At 69.0% G+C, this 17425-nt stretch carries 20 protein-coding genes and 1 pseudogene; 7 read left to right on the forward strand and 14 right to left on the reverse strand.

The window, feature by feature from the left end:
* The first annotated feature begins 225 nt into the window (after positions 1-225).
* The 3 genes from Q7W02_05130 to Q7W02_05140 all read left to right on the forward strand — a co-directional run bounded on the left by Q7W02_05130 (position 226) and on the right by Q7W02_05140 (position 2230).
* The gene (locus tag Q7W02_05130) at positions 226-1293 is read left to right on the forward strand and encodes a hypothetical protein (GenBank protein MDO8475573.1); all 1068 of its coding nucleotides are present in this window, start codon (positions 226-228) and stop codon (positions 1291-1293) included.
* Between the two features lie 214 nt (positions 1294-1507).
* Entirely contained in the window at positions 1508-1708 is a 201-nt protein-coding gene (locus Q7W02_05135; protein MDO8475574.1) for a cold-shock protein, read from the forward strand.
* A gap of 321 nt (positions 1709-2029) precedes the next feature.
* Entirely contained in the window at positions 2030-2230 is a 201-nt protein-coding gene (locus Q7W02_05140; GenBank protein MDO8475575.1) for a cold-shock protein, read from the forward strand.
* Between the two features lie 449 nt (positions 2231-2679).
* On the opposite strand, the gene Q7W02_05145 is transcribed toward Q7W02_05140, so the two are convergent.
* From Q7W02_05145 to Q7W02_05195, 11 genes are all read right to left on the reverse strand, one after another.
* Complete coding sequence (locus tag Q7W02_05145) at positions 2680-2991, reverse strand: helix-hairpin-helix domain-containing protein (GenBank protein ID MDO8475576.1); 312 nt, start codon at positions 2989-2991, stop codon at positions 2680-2682.
* Between the two features lie 96 nt (positions 2992-3087).
* Complete coding sequence (locus Q7W02_05150) at positions 3088-3402, reverse strand: HNH endonuclease (GenBank protein MDO8475577.1); 315 nt, start codon at positions 3400-3402, stop codon at positions 3088-3090.
* Positions 3399-5336, reverse strand: a complete 1938-nt coding sequence (locus Q7W02_05155) for an ABC-F family ATP-binding cassette domain-containing protein (GenBank protein ID MDO8475578.1) — start codon at positions 5334-5336, stop codon at positions 3399-3401. Before Q7W02_05155 ends, Q7W02_05150 begins: the two co-directional genes overlap by 4 nt.
* 27 nt (positions 5337-5363) lie before the next feature.
* A complete protein-coding gene (locus tag Q7W02_05160) occupies positions 5364-5762 on the reverse strand; it encodes a PPOX class F420-dependent oxidoreductase (protein MDO8475579.1) in 399 nt (132 codons plus the stop codon).
* Positions 5759-5908, reverse strand: a complete 150-nt coding sequence (locus Q7W02_05165; GenBank protein MDO8475580.1) for a hypothetical protein — start codon at positions 5906-5908, stop codon at positions 5759-5761. The genes Q7W02_05160 and Q7W02_05165 overlap by 4 nt, the downstream gene beginning before the upstream one ends.
* 12 nt (positions 5909-5920) lie before the next feature.
* Positions 5921-6109, reverse strand: a complete 189-nt coding sequence (locus Q7W02_05170; GenBank protein ID MDO8475581.1) for a hypothetical protein — start codon at positions 6107-6109, stop codon at positions 5921-5923.
* The gene (locus Q7W02_05175; protein MDO8475582.1) at positions 6106-6624 is read right to left on the reverse strand and encodes a hypothetical protein; all 519 of its coding nucleotides are present in this window, start codon (positions 6622-6624) and stop codon (positions 6106-6108) included. Before Q7W02_05175 ends, Q7W02_05170 begins: the two co-directional genes overlap by 4 nt.
* Before the next feature lies 1 nt (position 6625).
* A complete protein-coding gene (locus Q7W02_05180) occupies positions 6626-8173 on the reverse strand; it encodes an MDR family MFS transporter (GenBank protein ID MDO8475583.1) in 1548 nt (515 codons plus the stop codon).
* On the reverse strand, positions 8173-8499 hold the full coding sequence (locus tag Q7W02_05185) for a gamma-butyrobetaine hydroxylase-like domain-containing protein (protein ID MDO8475584.1): 327 nt from the start codon (positions 8497-8499) through the stop codon (positions 8173-8175). The genes Q7W02_05180 and Q7W02_05185 overlap by 1 nt, the downstream gene beginning before the upstream one ends.
* A 4-nt stretch (positions 8500-8503) precedes the next feature.
* Positions 8504-9412, reverse strand: coding sequence for a hypothetical protein (locus tag Q7W02_05190; GenBank protein MDO8475585.1), 909 nt, complete (start codon positions 9410-9412; stop codon positions 8504-8506).
* A 51-nt stretch (positions 9413-9463) separates the two neighbouring features.
* Positions 9464-10414 (reverse strand): GNAT family N-acetyltransferase, encoded by a 951-nt coding sequence (locus Q7W02_05195; protein MDO8475586.1) that lies wholly within the window; start codon positions 10412-10414, stop codon positions 9464-9466.
* Positions 10415-10600: 186 nt separating this feature from the next.
* On the opposite strand from Q7W02_05195, the gene Q7W02_05200 reads away from it, so the two are divergent.
* Positions 10601-10762, forward strand: coding sequence for a hypothetical protein (locus Q7W02_05200; protein ID MDO8475587.1), 162 nt, complete (start codon positions 10601-10603; stop codon positions 10760-10762).
* 10 nt (positions 10763-10772) lie between these two features.
* Positions 10773-11408: an enoyl-CoA hydratase-related protein gene (locus Q7W02_05205; protein ID MDO8475588.1), complete on the forward strand. Its 636-nt coding sequence runs from the start codon at positions 10773-10775 to the stop codon at positions 11406-11408.
* Positions 11409-11446: 38 nt separating this feature from the next.
* Here the strand turns inward: Q7W02_05205 and Q7W02_05210 are convergent.
* Together Q7W02_05210 and Q7W02_05215 are read right to left on the reverse strand one after the other, a co-directional pair.
* Positions 11447-13268 (reverse strand): annotated as a pseudogene (locus tag Q7W02_05210) (APC family permease).
* Positions 13269-13304: 36 nt separating this feature from the next.
* On the reverse strand, positions 13305-15128 hold the full coding sequence (locus Q7W02_05215; GenBank protein ID MDO8475589.1) for an APC family permease: 1824 nt from the start codon (positions 15126-15128) through the stop codon (positions 13305-13307).
* 167 nt (positions 15129-15295) lie between these two features.
* Here Q7W02_05215 and Q7W02_05220 point away from each other — a divergent pair, with 167 nt between their 5' ends.
* Positions 15296-15778 carry a DUF421 domain-containing protein gene (locus Q7W02_05220; protein MDO8475590.1) on the forward strand — a complete coding sequence of 161 codons (483 nt, stop codon included), beginning with the start codon at positions 15296-15298 and terminating at the stop codon, positions 15776-15778.
* The gene (locus Q7W02_05225; protein MDO8475591.1) at positions 15775-16428 is read left to right on the forward strand and encodes a DedA family protein; all 654 of its coding nucleotides are present in this window, start codon (positions 15775-15777) and stop codon (positions 16426-16428) included. The genes Q7W02_05220 and Q7W02_05225 overlap by 4 nt, the downstream gene beginning before the upstream one ends.
* Positions 16429-16440: 12 nt before the next feature.
* On the opposite strand, the gene Q7W02_05230 is transcribed toward Q7W02_05225, so the two are convergent.
* Positions 16441-17412, reverse strand: coding sequence for an isocitrate lyase/PEP mutase family protein (locus Q7W02_05230; protein MDO8475592.1), 972 nt, complete (start codon positions 17410-17412; stop codon positions 16441-16443).
* Positions 17413-17425 lie beyond the last annotated feature (13 nt).

A 17425-nucleotide genomic window follows, 5' to 3' on the forward strand; every position in this document is an offset into this window, starting at 1 on the left:
CGATCGAAACCCGACAGTTTGGCGAGTCTAACACCTCCGGGTGAGCGCCCACAAGGTTCCTTCAGTCTTTCCGGGAGGATGGCGTGCACGGATGGGTCCGGCGCTGGGCCACTTCGGGCCCGGCACGTCAAGCCGCAATCTTTTCACCTATTTGAGTCCGATAGCCCCCGCAGGGCCGGGCGGACAGCGCGGGCCCGGTCGTCTGCCGCGGCAGGCGCACGGAAAATGTGTCAGCATGACGCGATCCTCACGGGCATGAGCATCGACGATCTCGAGGTCTGGTTCGACAAGGGCGTGACGGACGGCCTGCCCGTCGTGCCGCCCACGCGCGAGCGCGTAGAGCGGATGCTCGCGGGGACGGCGCTCGATCGGGCGGAACTCGTGGCCGAGGTCGCGCCCAACTACGGCCGCGCGACGGTGGAAAAGGTCGCCGTGAACGCTGTGATGGCAGGCTGCCGCCCCGAGTACCTGCCGGTGGTGCTGGCGGCGGTCGAGGCCGCGTGCGACCCCGCCTTCAACCTGCACGGCATGTCCACGTCCACACACTTCTCGGCGCCGCTCATCGTGGTGAATGGGCCGATCCGCGAGCGCGTCGGGCTCAACTGCTCCTTCGGCGTGTTCGGACCGGGCTACCGCGCCAACGCCACCATCGGCCGCGCGCTGCGCCTCGTCATGATCAACGTGGGCGGCGCCAAGCCGGGCGAAACCTCGATGTCGACCTTCGGCCACCCGGGGCGCTACACGTACTGCATCGGAGAATACGAGGAGGCGAGCCCCTGGCCGCCGTACCACGTCGAGCGGGGATTCGGGCCGGAGGAGAGCACGGTGACCGTGTTCGCCGGCGAGGCACCGCACGGCATCTCGGACCATGCGAGCCGCACGCCCCGGAGCCTCGCCGGTTCACTCGGCTGGTCCATGTGCGGGCTGTGGAACATCAAGCACTTTCCTCTCTACTCCCACACCATGCTGGTCGTCGGCCCCGAGCACGCCCGCACCTTCGGCGACGGCGGGTGGAGCAAGGCGGATCTCAAGCGGCACCTCTTCGAGACCGTGCGCGTGCCCTACCGTACGCTGCTGCCGGACGCGGAGAACGGCGAGGGCACCAACTTGCGCTTCAGCAAGGCTCGCGAGCCGGGCCCGGAGGAGCTCATACCCAAGTTCCCCTCGGCCGACGAGATCCACGTGGTGGTGGCCGGCGGCACGGCCGGACGCTTCTCCATGGCGGTCGCGGGCTGGCTCGGGACCAAGAACGGTTCCGCCCCGATCACCGTGCCGGTCCGAAAGATTCCTTGACACGCGCGGGGCGATGGGCTATCCTCCGTGCAGGTTGTAGGTTCACCCGGTAGTCGGATACGTAGCGATTATGCAGTCGCTAGATTCGAAACCAACGCCGCGAGGACCTCAAGTCCCGCGGCGTTTTTGTTTGCCCTCCGATCCCGGAGGGCGCCCCCGCCATGGTGGCGGGGTATCACTGAGGCGCAAGCCTTAAAGAAAGAGGTAGATACAGATGGCTCAGGGCAGCGTGAAGTGGTTCAACGATGCGAAGGGGTTCGGTTTCATCTCCCAGGAGGACGGCGAGGACGTGTTCGTGCACTTCAGCGCCATTCAGGCTTCCGGTTTCAAGAGCCTGACCGAGGGCGACAAGGTCGAGTTCGAGGTGAGCCGGGGCCCCAAGGGCCTCCAGGCCGCCAACGTCCGCAAGGCCTAAGGACGGCCCCAAAGGCCGGGCCCCGGAAACCCCGGGGCCCGGCCTGCCCCAACCCCAGCCGGCCTCCCGAGGCCTGCGCGCAAAACGGTCTTGACAGGGTCTACCCCCTCTGCTAGTTTCTGCCCGTCTGGAACAGTCCGTGACGCACTTGATCCGTACGTGAACGAACAGTTCGTCTCCTAGGGATGTAAACGCCGCGAGGACTCGCGTCCTCGACGGCGTTTTTTTGTTCCCCCCGATTCTGGGGGAGCCCCGGCCATGGTGGTGCGGGGATCACAGGGGCGGCTTCATCGTCGTCCCAACGAGAGAGGAACCAGACGTATGGCACAAGGCACGGTCAAGTGGTTCAACGATGCGAAGGGATACGGCTTCATCCAGGTTGAGGGCGGTGAGGATGTCTTCGTCCACTACAGCGCCATTCAGGCCCAGGGCTTCAAGAGCCTGGCCGAGGGCGACAAGGTCGAGTTTGAAGTCACTAAGGGCCCGAAGGGGCTGCAGGCCTCCAACGTCCGAAAGGTCTAGCTTCCCACGCTGAACACTCGACGGCCCGCCGGGCCCTCCGGCGGGCCGTTTTACTTTCCCGCTCCCGCGTCGGGGCAAAGAAAAGCCCCGACGGCGTCTGCGGCATCGATCCATCCGTGCCGCCCCGCTGGTGAATAGCGGGACCGTCGGGGCCGGTGGTTCCTGGGTCCTCCAGGCCCACCTGCAACTGCCTACATCCGGGCCTTAGGAGGCGACCACCTCACAGATCACCGCAGGGGTACACATCGGCTGGATCACCTCCCTTTCTCGGCGCGGCCCAAATCGGGGCCCAGGACCACTACCTCGCACCGGACGCCGACTCCCGGCCCGAGGCTCGGTCACATCGCCCACGGCGTGATTGCCACGGGGGACGATCAAGGAAGCCTGTGTGCGCTCCGACCGATTTGATCCATCCTACCTAACTCGCTTCCGGTGCAAAAGAGTTTTTTTCACTTCACCGCGATGCGGCCGTGGTTCTTCTCGAGCACCTCGCGGCCCACACCCGGCACCTTCTCCAGGTCGTGCAGCCGCTTGAAGGGTCCGTGCGCCTCGCGCCAGGCCATGATCTTCTTGGCCGTGCCCGCGCCGACTCCTTCGAGCTTCATGAGCTCGGCCTGACCGGCCTCGTTGATGTTGACCTTGTGCTCCGCCTGGGAGGCTTCCTTGGCCTCGCCCTTGGCGTGCTTGTCCTCCGACGCGAGCGCCGCTCCCGCGCACCACACGCAGGCCGTCACCACCGCGATCCACCTGAGCATCTTCATACGCGCCTCCTTTGGAATGGGTGCACTGCTGGAGCCGATTCCATCCCGGAAAGCGCGGGCTGACAATGCCCACAATTCGAGACAGGAGAGACGTATCTATTCGGCGTCAGGTCGTGCGAGGCGATCCAGGTAGACGTTCCACTCCCACGGCAAAAGGGACTGCTTTGCCGAGTTGCAGTCCTTACAGGCCGGCACGACATTGGCCCGGACGGACTTGCCCCCGCGGATCAGGGGCACCACGTGGTCGAGGGTGAGGCTGCGGGCGCCGACCTCGCGCCCGCAGTAGTGGCAGCGGCCGTCCGCGATCCGTCGCTTCCACCACCCGCTCTGGCGAAGCTCGCGCGCCCGCACCTTCTCGCGGCGGATGCCCGCCGCGTCGCCCTCGGGCACGAACCGCTCCGTCGCGGTCATGCTCCGCCCGTGGCGGCCGCGAGCTGCAGCGACAGCTCCTCCCACTCCTTCATCAGCCAGACGACCTGCCCTTCCGCGTCCTTGCGAGCCTGGGCGATCTGCCGGGCCCGCTCGCCGTCGCGGTAGAGATCGGGGTCGGCCAGCGAGAGCGAGATCTCCTCGAGCCGCCGCTCCATGGTCGAGATCTGCGTCTCGACGGCCTGGAGCCGCGCCTTGATGGCCTTGATCTCGCGGTCGAGCGCCTTGCGCGGCGCCTGGACTTTCTTCTGCGGAGGCTTCGACACGGGCCCCGCAGCCGCTCCACCGGCAGGCACGCGGGGTGTCACGGCGGGCGCTGCCTCGGGTTGGGCCTTGCGCGCGAGGTAGTCGTCGTAGTTGCCCAGGTGCGTGGTCAGGCGTCCCCGGTCCACCTCGACCACCTGCGTGGCGATGCGGTTGATGAAGTAGCGGTCGTGCGAGATGAAGACGATGGTCCCGGTGAAGGCCGCGAGCGCCCCCTCCAGCACCTCCTTCGAGGCCAGGTCGAGATGGTTGGTCGGCTCGTCCATGCACAGGAGCGCCGCCGGCCGCACCAGCATCTTGGCCAGCGCCACCCGCGCCTTCTCCCCGCCCGAGAGGACGGAGATGCGCTTGTCCACCTGGTCGCCGCTGAAGAGGAAGGAGCCCAGGATGGTCCTGAGACGCTGAAGCGTCGAAGCCGAATCCGCCTGCTCCAGCTCTTCGAGCACGGTCCGCGCGGGGTCGAGGGCGTCCAGCTGGTGCTGGGCGTAGTAGTGCACCGCGACGTTCGCCCCGAGCGCCCGCTCGCCGCGGTCGAACGGCAGCACGCCCGCCAGCATCTTGAGCAGCGTGGACTTGCCCGCGCCATTGACGCCCACGAGGGCGACCCGTTGCCCGCGCTCCACCGCGAATTCCATCCCGGCGTACACGACGTTGTCGCCGTAGGCCTTGTGGACGCCGGTCAGCCGGGCGACGGTGCGGCCGGTGCGCGGCGGTTGGGGAAAGGCGAAATGGATGCGCCGCGAGTCCCCGCCGACCTCGATCCGCTCGATCTTGTCGAGCATCTTGACGCGGCTCTGCACCTGCCGCGCCTTGGTCGCCTGGAAACGGAAGCGGTCGATGAAGCGCTCGATCTCCGCCACGCGCTTGGCCTGGTTGCGCTGCCGCGCCTCCAGCAGCGCGTGCCTGGCCTCGCGCTCGACCAGGTAGTGGTCGTAGTCGCCCATGTAGAGCGTGACCACGCCGTCGGCCATCTCGGCGATGGAGGTGACCATGCGGTTCAGGAAGTAGCGGTCATGCGAGACCACGACCACGCTGCCGTCGTAGGAGGAGAGAAAGCTCTCGAGCCAGGCGAGCGACTCGAGGTCGAGGTGGTTCGTGGGCTCGTCGAGCAGGAGGAGATCCGGACGAAGCAGGAGGAGCCGGGCCAGCGCCGCGCGCATCCGCCAGCCGCCCGAGAACTCGCCGAGGGGCCGGTGGACGTCGGCGGAAGCGAAGCCGAGCCCGCCCAGGATGATCTTCGCCTCGGCCTCGAGGCGGTAGCCGCCGAGGGCCTCGAAGCGGTGCTGCACCTCGCCGTAGCGCTCCGTCAGCTCCGGGCCCGCGTCCGCCGCGGCCATGAGCGCAGCCAGGCGCTCGAGCTCCGCCTCGAGGCGCCAGACCTGGTCGAAGCCGGACAGCGCCTCGGCCAGCACGGTGCCGGCCTCGGTCGCGCCGACTTCCTGGGGGAGATAGCCGACGGTCACGTCGGTGTCACGGTGCACTCGCCCGGCGTCCGCATCCTCGACGCCCGCCAGGATCCGGCACAGCGTGGTCTTGCCCGTGCCGTTGGGCCCGCAGAGGCCGATGCGCTCGCCCCGGCCGATGCGCCAGGAGACCTCGCGGAGCAGGGGCTGGCCGCCGTACCCCTTGGAGACGGCGTCGAGCGCGATCACGGCGGGCCTCCCCCTATCTCTCTTCCCCTACCCCATGGTCTGGACGCGGTCCGGCGCGATCGTGAAGATCACGCGCACCTCGCCCGGCTTGCGGTACGGGTAGCGGTCCTGGCCCAGGTACTTCTTCGAGAGCGCGTCGATATGGGCGTCGGCGCCCGACTCGGTGACGGCGGCGACGCGGCCCCTGACCTGCACGTACCGGTAGGGGTTGTCGGGATCCATGATGGACAGCGCCACCGCCGGAGTGCGGCGGAGGTTCTTGTCCTTCAGGCGCCCCTTGGCGGTGTTGATGCGGAGACGGCTGCCGTCCCAGTCGAACCACACGGGCGTCACCTGAGGCGTGCCGTCGGCGTTGAGCGTCGCCAGGTTTGCGAAGGCCTTCTTCGTCGTGAGCAGGTCGCTGTATGCCTCGGGAATGGCGCTCATTGTGCGGATCCTTTCTTGACTTCGTCCATGACGGCGAAAGCGTGGCGAACGGACTTCATGCTGATCGTGCCGCCCATGATGGCGCCGATGTCGAGCGTCTCTGCGATCTCCGCGTCCGTCGCGCCCAGGTGGAGGACCTCCTCCACGCGGTGCTCGATTCAGTCGAAACAGTTCTGGACGACCGCGACGCTGAGCGCCGTCAGCTCCTTGTGCTTCTTGCTGAGGGCCCCGTCGGCGAACACCCGCCTGCCGACCTCGCCCACGACCGCGGGCACCTTCATCGGGCTCTTGGCGATGAGGCCGTTGAGCCGTTTGCGCTCCTGGTTCTTCTCGTGGAGGTGGATCATGCGCCCTCCTTGGGCGGTACGTCGGTGAGCATCCGGGCGCGGGCCTCGGCCAGCCCGCGCAGGGCCAGCAGCAGCCGCACCATGCACTGCTGGACCAGGGCCGCGTCCTGCGCCGTGGGATCGGCCATCCACGCTCTCGCCCACTCGCGGCTCCCGGCCTTCAAGCCGAGCGTGGGCGACAGCTGCTCGAGGCGGAGCAGCAGGTCGTCCGCCGGCAGCCCTGCCGCCCGCAGCCGGGCGACCACGGCGCCGCGCACCGCGGCGTTCCACATGCCCGTCAGCGCCTCGAGCAGCGCCGCGTAGCAGGTCGCGTCGGGCTTCTGCTTGAGGTGCTCGACCACAACCGCCAGCAGCGGATGGACGGCGGGCTCGCCCTCGTCGTCCACGCCGGCGAGCCCGGCCAGCATCGGGTCCCGTCCGAGCTCGGGCAATTGCTCGAGGAGGTCGAGGAGCTCGGCCACGGGGACGGGAGGCAGCCCTGCAAGCCGGTCGAGGAGCGGCGCGTCGCCTGCCACGTCAGGACCCCGAGGGCGCCGCGGGCTCCTGCGCGACGGCCAGGTCACGCGCCTGTCCCGCCGGCACGAGGAAAGCCGAGGCAAGCGCCGCCACCGCGACGACGAGCCCCACCACGAAGACGCTGCCCACGGCGTGCGCCATCGCGGGCCGCATCTGGCCGAGGACGTCGGCGCCCAGGCCCGCGCGCGTCACCGGGTTGACGATCAGGTCGGGGTGGGCGACGACCTCGCGCAGCCTATCTTGTAAACCCGCCGGCGCCGCCGCGAGCAGCGCGGAGAGCTCCTGGTGGAGACGCTGGGCCATGACCGAGCCCATCACCGCCACGCCGACGGCGCCGCCGATGGTGCGGAAGAAGCCCGTGACCGACGTCGCGGAGCCGAGCAGCGAGCGCGGGACGGCACTCTGGACCGCGATCAGCATCGGCACGAAGACGAGCCCCATGCCCACCCCGGCCAGGATCATGTCGCGCACCGCGGCGCCCCGCGTCAGCGACTCGTTCCAGCCCGCCAGCAGGACAAAGGCCAGCGTCAGGAAGAGCATGCCCGCCACCACCACCGAGCGATAGCCGACGCGCAGCACGAGACGCGCGCCCAGGATGGAGCAGGCGACCCAACCGATCACGAACGGCATGAGCACGAACCCCGCCTGCGTCGCGCTGCTGCCGGTCACGGCCTGGAGAAAGAGCGGCACGAAGGTGATGGCGCCGAACATGGCCATGCCCGACAGGAAGCCCGTCGCCGCCGCCGCCCGGACCATCGGGTTCGCGAAGAGCCCGAGCGGCACCACGGGCTCGACGGCCTGCCGTTCGATCATCACGAATAAGACCAACAGCAGGGCCGAGAGCCCGAGCAGCGCCAGCACCTCGGGTCTCCACCACGAGGCGCCGCGCCCGGCCTCGACAAGTCCGATCAGGAGCGCCGAGATCGCCGCCGCGAAGACCGCCGTGCCGGCATAGTCGAAGGCCGCCGTGCGCCGCGCAGTCCGCTCGCCGGCCAGCCCCCACCTGATGGCGGCCATCGCGAGGAATCCGAATGGCAGGTTGATGTAGAAGACCGCGCGCCACGAGACCGCGTCGGTCAGGAATCCGCCGATGAGCGGGCCCACCAGCGAGGCCACGCCCCAGACACCCGAGAAGTACCCCTGCATCTTGGCGCGGCGCTCGAGCCCGTAGAGGTCGGCGATGATGGTCATGCCGATCGTGATGAGGGACCCCGCGCCGAGCCCCTGGATGGCGCGGAAGACGATGAGCTGGGTCATGCTCTGGGACAGGCCGGACAGCGCCGAGCCGATGAGGAAGAGGCTCAGGCCCGTGAGGTAGACGCGGCGGCGTCCGAGCTGGTCGGCGAGCCGGCCCCAGAGCGGCATGGTCACCGTCGAAGCCAGGAGGAAGCCCGAGAATACCCAGGAATAGATCTGGATGCCGCCCAGGGTCGCGATGACCGTGGGCATGGCCGTGGCCACGACCGTGGACTCCATGGCCGCGAGGAAGACCGATCCCATGACGCCCGCCAGCACCAGCCGACGCCGCAGCTCCGCGTGCTCGGTCATCAGTGGCCGCCGGTGCAGCCGGCGCACTTGCACAACGCGCGCAGGACGGGAAACGGGTAGAGGCTCTCGTGGCCGTCGGACCACGTCACGCGAAGCCCTTCGGGCAGCTTCTTGATGTCCCGCGGCCAGCTCATGGCGGGGGACAGCGCCGTTTCGGCCTCGCCCTTCCGGGCCGGATCGTCCAGCCGCAGCTTCTCGAACGGATAGATGCTCGAGTGTTTGTCCGCCCACGTCACGCCGACCGCGTACCGGCCCACCAGATGCACGTCCGTGGGCTCATCGGGACTGGGCTGACCCAGAATGGGCAGGTTGATCTTGATCGCCATACTGTCAGGCCGCCGCCGCGCCCAGCTGCCGCCCCGCCAGGAGGTAGTGCACGGCCATGTTCTGGTACGGCCCCCACGCGGCAGCGCGCCGCCTGACGGCCGCCTCGTCGAGGGGCCGCCCCCGGTTGTAGAAGTGCTCGAACGCGCGGCGAACCGCGAGATCGCCCGCGGCGCAGACGTCGCCTCGGCCGAGGTGGCGCGCGAGGAACCAGTCGGCCGTCCACCGGCCGAAGCCGCGCACGGCGGTGAGCTCCTCGACAACTTCTTCGTTGGAGCGTCCGCCGAGGGCGGTGAGATCGAGAGCGCCCGAGGCCACCTGGCGCCCGAGGCCCACGATGTACTCCGACTTGCGCGTCGTGAGCTGCATCCGGCGCAGCTCGCTCACCCTCGCCCGCGCCAGCCGCTCCGCCTCGGGAAATCCGTAGACGGTGTGCCCGCCCACCTCGACCGCCGTGCCGAAGCGGCGCACGAGCCGGGCCTTGACCGCGAAGGCGAATGACAGGTTGACCTGCTGGGCGCACACCGTGCCGACCAGCATCTCGAAAGGCTGCGGGGCGAGGGTGGGTCTCAATCCCCGGAGGCGCGGCACGAGAAAGCCCAGCACGGGGTCTTGCTCCGCGACGCGGTAGAACCCTTCGACGTCGAGACCGAGGCCGCAGATGCGCGCGACCTCGTCCGCGGCCGCCTCGAGCACGCGCGCGCTGCGCTCCCCCGGCGTGGACACGAGGAGCCGCGCGCCCTCGACGCTGCCCGTCCAACGCACCTCGTAGCCGCACCAGCGACGGCCCACCTTCACGGCGCGACGGAACACGCCCGGCGACAGCCGGTTGGCGGGATCCTCGCCCCAGAGGTGGAAGCGCTGGAGCGTGCGCGGGACGTCAAGGAAGCCTTCAACCCGAATCTCGGTCTTCATGGCGGGCTCTCAGTCTACCAGAGCCGTCCCGGGTGGACACGCCGTCCAGGATCAGTGGCGGATGTCGAAATAGAGCGGACCGGGAGGGACGGGCGGACTGTTCCCCAGCCGCTTGACCACGAAGTTGAAGTCCACCAGATCGGCTGCGAAGGGGCGGAGCATGGCGCAGGCGGCGGACTCGGCGGGCAGCGGCACGAGGAGCTGGCGGACGCCCCGCGCGCGCAGGACCCCGACCAGACTCGCGAAGGCGCCGAGTGCCTCGGGTCCTTCGAGCATCAGGTCGAAGGCCTTGACCGCGCGGAAGGCGAACGGGTCGAGCCCGCGCGCCGCGCGGTCGTCCCACACGGACAGCCAGGCGGTGCCGCGGCGGCTGATCGCCGTCCAGCTGCCCGCGTAGGCGCCCTCGGGCGCGGGCGAGAAGAGCTCCCGCTCGAGGAAGAGCGGCGCGAAGTGGTTGGACTGGACGGCGGCGAGTCTCAACCGCATCAGGTGCGGGTCGCGGTAGAGATCGAACTGGACGGCCCGGGGCTCGGCCATGCCGTCGAAGCGCGCGAGCTCCAGCACCAGGTAGTCGAAGCGGGCTACCGTCTCCCACCCGAGCGCGGTCACCATCTTCATCGACGGGACATTGGATGTCTTGATGAGCCCCGTGAGGTAGCCGGCGCCCTGGGCCTGGGCCCACTGCTCGGCGGCCTCGAGCAGGGCCGGCCCCAGCCCCCGACGCTGGAGGCCCGGCTGGACGCGCGTATTAAAGGAGTAGCCCGTCCTGCATCTGACCCCGCCGACCCGCACCTCCGTCAGCGCCAGGCACTCGACTCCGATGACGGCGCCCTCGCGCTCTGCCACCAGCACCTGGGAAACGGGGTAGGCGTCGGTACGGGCGAAGAAGTGAGCGCGGGCCTGGATGAGGGACGCCCCCGCGTGGGGCGCCGTACCCTCGAGGGCAAGCAAGGAGGGGTGGTCGTCCTCGGTCGCTTCCCGAAGGACGGTGTCCCCTGCAATCTGGGTCAGGAGCGAATGGGTCGTAGGCCCTCCCTCCGCGATCGAGTCCTTCTCCGGCTGCGCTCGGCCGCCATCCTACCCCAGGCCGGAAGACTGGGGCGGTGAAAGAATCGCGATGCGGGCGTTGCCACGGTATCCCGGCCGGCGTAGGTTTTCGGCACCTCTCCCACGTTCCAGGAGGACGCCATGACAGACCTTGTGCTCGTCGAGCAGTCGGAAGGGGTCCGGACGCTCACGCTCAACCGGCCCGATGCCCTCAATGCCCTGACGGTCCCAGCCATGGCGGCGCTGGCCGACCGCCTCGAGGAGGCCGCCGCGGATCCCCCCAGGCGCCGCCAGGTCCGGTGAGCGCGCAGTGGTGATCACGGGCGCGGGCAACGCCTTCTCGGCGGGCGGTGACCTGGCGTTCCTCCAGGAGCTGCCGGCCATGCCGCCGGCCCGCATCCGCGAGGTGGTCTACGGCACCTTCCAGCGCGTGCCGCGGGCCATACGCTCTATGGACAAGCCCGTGGTCGCCGCCGTCAACAGCGCGGCCGTGGGCGCCGGGTGCGAGATCACGGTCGCCTGCGATTTCCGGATCGCCTCTTCGCTCGCGCGTTTCGGCGAGGTCTGGATCAACCTCGGCTGCGTGCCGGCGCTCGGCGGGATGTTCCTCCTGCCGCGGATCGTGGGCCTGGCGAAGGCGACGGAGCTCGTGATGACCGGCGAGATCATCGACGCCGCGGAGGCCCTGCGCATCGGCCTCGTGAACAAGGTCGTCATCCCGCCCGACCTTCCGCGCGCGGCCTTCGAGCTCGCGCGGCGGCTGGCGCGCGGTCCCGCGCGCGCGCTCGCGGCGGCCAAGACCGCGCTCAACCGCGGGCTCGACTCGACGTTCCTTGCCGAGCTCGAGGCGACGCTCGAGCAGCAGACCGCCTGTTTCGCCACGCGGGACTTCGCCGAGGGCGTGGAGGCCCTGGCGGCCAAGCGCCCGCCCCGCTTCACCGGCGCCTAGCCGAAGGGCGGCGACCGGGGCCACGGCTATCGCCCTCGTCAGCGCAGGTGATACGGGACGTTCGTGACGACGACGTTCTTGCGGAAGAGCAGCGCCCCCTTGATCAGGAGCGCCGTCTGGTTGTGGAGCAGGTGCTGCCACCACTTGGCCGGCACGAATTCGGGGACGACGGTCGTGACCATGTGATTGTCGCCGATCGCCAGCAGGTGGTCGAGGTATTCCAGGAACGGATGGAGCAGTGACCGGTAGGGTGAGGACAGCACGACGAGGGACGCGCCCATGCCCCACTTGATCCATTTCTCCTCGAGGCGCCGCGTCTTGTCCGGGTCGAGCTCGACGTAGACGCCCTTGACCGACGGCGAGAGCATTCGCGCGTACTGGAGCGCGTGGAGCACGCCCTTGTGGAGGTCGCCCACCAGGACCAGCACGGTGTGCCCCATGGGCGGGTGGCCTTCGAAGCCGTCCAACGACAGCTGCGCCGCGACCTGACCGTAGTGCCGATTGATGCTCACGAAATGGGCGATCAGGAGCCCGCCCAGGATCATCACGATCCAGGCTCCGCCCACGAACTTCGTGACGCCGACGATCAGCATCACGAGCCCCGTGGTGGCCGCCCCGAGCCCGCTGACCGCGACGCACCACCGCCATCCTGCCGGGCGCCGGCTGATCCAGCGCCGCACCATGCTGGACTGGGACAAGGTGAACGAGGTGAAGACCCCTACGGCATACAACGGGATCAGCGCGTGGGTACTCCCGTCGAACACCGCGATGAGTGTCGCGGAGGCCACGCCGAGCATGATGACTCCGTTTGAGAACACCAGCCGGTCGCCCCGGCTCGCGAACTGCCTGCGCAGGTAGCCATCGCGGGCCATGAAAAACGCCAGCCGCGGAAAGTCCGCGAAGGCGGTGTTGGCGGCCAACGCCAGGATGATCACCGAGATGGCCTGAACGAAGTAGTAGAGGAGCCCGCTCCCGAAGATCCGCCGTGTCAGCTGCGACACGACGGTCTCCTCATCGTGCGGGACGATGCCGTGGATCGAGGCCAGCAGCGTGATGCCCACGAACAGCGCGATCATGATCAGGCCCAGCGCGACCAGCACGGTCTGCGCGTTTTTCACCTCCGGCGGCTTGAACGCCGTCACCCCGTCCGAGACCGCCTCGATCCCGGTCAGGGCTACGGCGCCGGAGGCGAACGCCCGCAGGATCAAAAAGACACCCAGCGTCTCTGTGGCTTCGCGGACGGGCGGCGGCGGCGGCAACACGGGGAGCCCCCAGACCACGTAGGCGCCGAAGCCGTAGAGCATCAGGAGCGCGTAGGCGCCGATAAAGAGATAGCTCCAGACCGCGAAGAAGCGGGCGGACTCGCGGATGCCCCGGAGGTTGGCGAGGCCGATCAACCCGACCAGGCTGACCCCCCAACAGGACGCGGTACGGGAAGAGCGCGGGCAACGCCGACGTCAGCGCAGCGACGCCGGCCGACACGCTCACCGCGACCGTCAGGGTGTAGTCGATGAGCAGGGCGGCGCCCGCCGTGAGACCCGGATAGACGCCCAGGTTGTCCTTGGTGACGAGGTAGTCGCTGGCGCCCTGCGGGTACGACGCGATCGTCTGCCGGTACGAGCTGATGACGACGGCGATGACGACGCCGATGGCCACGCCGATGGGCACGGCGTACGTGAGGGCCGCGACCCCGGCCAGCACGAGCACCCGCAGGATCTCCTCCGTCGCGTAGGCCACGGAGGAGAGGTTGTCCGAAGCGAACACTGCGAGCCCCGTGGCCTTCCCGAGGCGCTCGTGGCGTGCCTGCGCCGTGGCCAAGGGGCTCCCGACCAGGAGCTTCTTGAGGGAGTTGAGGTTCACCGGACGTTCCCGAAAGCCATACCCCAGCCGGGTCGGTCAGGCCTTGAGGTGGAAGGGAACGTCCACCACCGCGATGCCCGGCCGGAAGAGCAGCGCGCCCTTGACCAGAAGCGCCGTCTGGTTGTGGAGCGCGTGCTGCCACCAGTGGAGCGGCACGAACTCGGGGATGACGATGGTGATGACCCCGTGCGGCGCCTGGCTCTGTATGCGGTCCATGTACTCGAAGAGCGGCCCCAGCACCGACCGGTAGGGTGACGACAACACCACCAGCGGCACCCCGCAGCCCCCTTTGGCCCAACGCTCCTCGAGCCGAAGCGTGCGGGCCGGGTCAAGCTCGACGTAGACCGCCCTGGGGTTCGAGGACAGCGACTGTGCGAAGCGGAGCGCCCGCACCACGCCCATGTGGAGATCGCCCACCAGCACGAGCACCGTGTTGGTCATCGGCGGCTCGTCGGACAGGTGTTCGAGCGAGAGCTGTCCGGCGACGTCTACATAGTGGCGGCGGATGGACACGAACATCATGACGAGGAGCGGGATCAGCAGCACGACCACCCAGGCGCCGTGGGTGAACTTGGTGGCGGTGATGACCATCACCACGAGCCCCGTCGTGGCGGCGCCCACCGCGTTGACCCACCAGCGCCACCGCCATCCCGGCTCGCGCCGGACGAGCCACCGTCGGACCATGCTCGCCTGCGAGAGCGTGAAGGAGAGGAACACGCCCACCGCGTACAGCGGGATCAGCGCGTGCGTGCTCCCGCCAAAGAGCACGAGCAGGAGCGCCGCCGTGCCGCCCAGGATGAGGATGCCGTTGGAGAACACGAGCCGGTCGCCCCGCGTGCCGAACTGGCGCGGCAGGAAACCATCCCGGGCGAGGAAGAAGGACAGCCGCGGAAAGTCGGCGAAGGCGGTGTTGGCCGCCAGCACCAGGATGAGCATGGTCGAGCCCTGCAGCGCGTAGTAGAAGAGGCCCTCGCCGAAGATCTGGCGCGCCAGCTGGGAGACGATGGTCTCCTCCGGGAGCGGCGTCAAGCCGTAGTGCCGCGTGAGGAACGTGATGCCCATGAAGAGCGAAATCAGGATGATGCCGAGCCACGCCAGCACGACGCGCGCGTTCTTCGCCTCGGGCGGCTTGAAGGCCGGCACCCCGTCCGAGACCGCCTCGACCCCGGTGAGCGCCGCGCAGCCCGAAGCGAAGGCGCGGAGGACCAGGAAGAGCGTCAGCTCCTGCGCTCCCGGGATGACCGGGCGCACCGCCTGAGCCGGCGCGTCCAAGCCGAAGGTCCAGCGGACGAGCCCGTAGACGATCAGGACGCAGAATCCGGCGATGAACAGGTAGGTCGGGAGCGCGAAGAGCTTGCCGGACTCGCGGATGCCCCTGAGGTTGGCGAGCGTGACGAGTGCGACGAACGCCACGCCGATGACGATGCGGTACGGGTAGAGCCACGGCACGGCGGACGTCAGCGCCGCGACCCCCGCCGCCACGCTGACGGCCACGGTCAGCACGTAGTCGATCAGGAGCGCCCCGCCCGAGATGAGCCCCGGAAGCGTGCCGAGGTTGTCCTTGGTGACGATGTAGGAGCCGCCGCCCTGCGGGTAGGCGAGGATGGTCTGCCGGTACGAGCTGACGACCACCGCGATCAAGACGGCGATGGCGACGCCGATGGGGATCGAGTAGTGGAGGGCGACCGTGCCGGCCAGGACGAGGATGAGCAGGATCTCCTCGGTCGCGTACGCGACGGAAGAGAGCGCATCCGAGGAGAAGACTGCGAGCGCAGAGGTCTTGGAGAGCCGCTCGTGGCGGGCCTGCGCCGTGGCGAGGGGACTCCCGACCAGAAGTTTCTTGAGGGAGTTGAGGTTCACCGGAAGGTTCCCGAAGGCTTTACCCTAGCCGCGCCCCGCGTCAAGGTCAAGCGTCGCGGCCGAAGGGCGCCGGGGCACCGCCATCCTTGTGTGGACGGCACCGGGTTGCTAGGCTCCAGCTGATCGGTGCCACGGACGCGCGAGCACGCCAAACCAAGGAGACACCCATGGACATCCTGGTTCCGGACATCGCCATCACCGAGAAGGTTGTGCGGTCGGTGGGCGTGTACCTCTTCCTGCTGGTCGCCTTCCGTGTGGCGGGCAAGCGCCAGCTGGGGCAGCTCACGGCCTTCGACCTGGTCGTGCTGCTGGTCATCAGCAACGTGCTCCAGAACGCGGCCATCGGCAGCGACAGCTCCTTGGGCGGCGGGCTTGTCGGCGCCTCCGTCATCATCGCGCTCAACTGGGTGGTGGCGTGGCTCACCTTCCGCCACAAGCGCCTCGAGAGAATCGTCGAGAATGTCCCGACCGTCCTCGTCAAGCACGGCCAAGTCCTCCACGCGAATCTCGACCGCGAGCACATGAGCATGCCCGAGCTGCGCGCCGCCCTCCGCAAGGAAGGCATCACGACGATGAGCGAGGTCCGCTACGCCATCCTCGAAGAGGATGGGCACGTGAGCGTCATCCCCCGGAGGCCCGTGCCCGCGTGACCGAGTTCGCCGGCTGGTTCGCCACACAGGCGGGCGTCCTGGACCCGGGTACGGCCGTCGCTCATTGGGGCTATGTCGCCGTCTTCGTGCTCGTGATCCTGGGCAATGCAGGGGTGCCGGTCCCCGAGGAGATCGTACTGGTGGTGGCGGGTTTCCTCGTGTGGCGCGGCCAGCTGCGCCTGGATCTCGTGCTGGCGGTCGGCTTCGTGAGCGCGGTGGTCGGCGACAACGTAGGCTACTGGATCGGCCGCCGCTTCGGCCGTGGCGCACTCGAGCGCCACGCCCACTGGATCCTCGGCCACCCCGAGCGGCTCGGGGCGATGCAGGCGTTCGTCGGGCGGCGGGGCGCGATGGCAATCTTCGTCGCGCGCTTCGTTCCTGGGCTGCGCTTCATGGCCGGCCCCTTGGCGGGCGCGCTCGGGCTCGGCGTGTGGCCCTTCCTCGCCGCCAACGTCCTCGGGGCAGCCGTCTACGTCCCGATCATGGTCGGCGGCGGCTGGGCGCTCGGCTACGGGTTCGGCGACTACGTGGAGCCGCTGCGCCACATCGTGGGCAACGTAGAGCACGTGGCGCTCGGGCTCGTGGTCGCGGCGGCTGCCGCGGTCCTGGGGTGGCGCGTCATCCAGGCCGCGCGCGGCCGCCGTCCGTGAGTGAAGCCCGGCCTAGTGGGCCTTGGCCTCGCTGAAACCGTCCGAATCCTTGAGCCGCTCGTCCGTGCCGGGAATGTAGCGCCGCTCCAGCTCCTGAAAATGGGCGACCCTGGCCATGACGTGGTGGCTCTCGGTCGGGTGGCCGACCTTCGTCCGCTCGATCGCCCACTGGGCCTGCTCCTCGTTCTTCGTGAGCTCGTGCATGGCGTTCCACACCGAGTACATGGCGGCATGGGCGCCGTACAGCGTGATGAAGATGAACTTGTAGCCGAGCTCGCCCAGCTCGCGGAACGTGAGCGGGCTGGGGTCCTTGTGCCAGCGGAACGACGAGGAGTAGTTGAAGGCCAGCGGCAGCTTGGGGTGCGTCTGCTTCATCGCCCGGGCGAACTCGATGGCCGGCCCGCGGTCGGAGTTCGAGAGCTCGGACCAGACGAGGTCTACGCCGGCATCAGCGTAGGCGCGGCCCCGCCAGACGGCCTCCTCCATGCTGCCGCCGACCGCTCCGTACGCATCGGTGCGCGCGATGATCACGAACTCCCGGTCCAGCCGGTCGCGCTCGGCGAGCGCCGCCTTGTACTTGCCGATGGCTTCCTCGCGGGACACGACGGTCTTTCCGGCGATGTGACCGCACCGCTTGGGAAAGCGCTGGTCCTCGAGATGGATGCCCGCCACGCCGGTCTTCACGAACTCCTGGACGGTCCGCATGGTCGACAGCGCGTTGCCGTAGCCGTCGTCGGCGTCCGCGATGATCGGCACCTCGACGGCGCTCGCCACCATGGACGCCGTCTTCGCCACTTCCGTCATCGTCAGGAGCCCCATGTCCGGCCAGCCGTTCATCATGGCGACGGAGTAGCCGCTCAGGTAGATGGACTTCATCCCCGCGCTCTCCGCGATCTGCGCATCGAGCGGCGAGTAGATCCCGCCGGTGAAGAGGTACGGCTCGTCGCGGAGCAGCTGCCGGAACGCCTTGCCCTTGCTTTCCATGGTGATACTCTCC

This window comes from Candidatus Rokuibacteriota bacterium, from assembly GCA_030647435.1.
Lineage (GTDB): Bacteria > Methylomirabilota > Methylomirabilia > Rokubacteriales > CSP1-6 > AR37.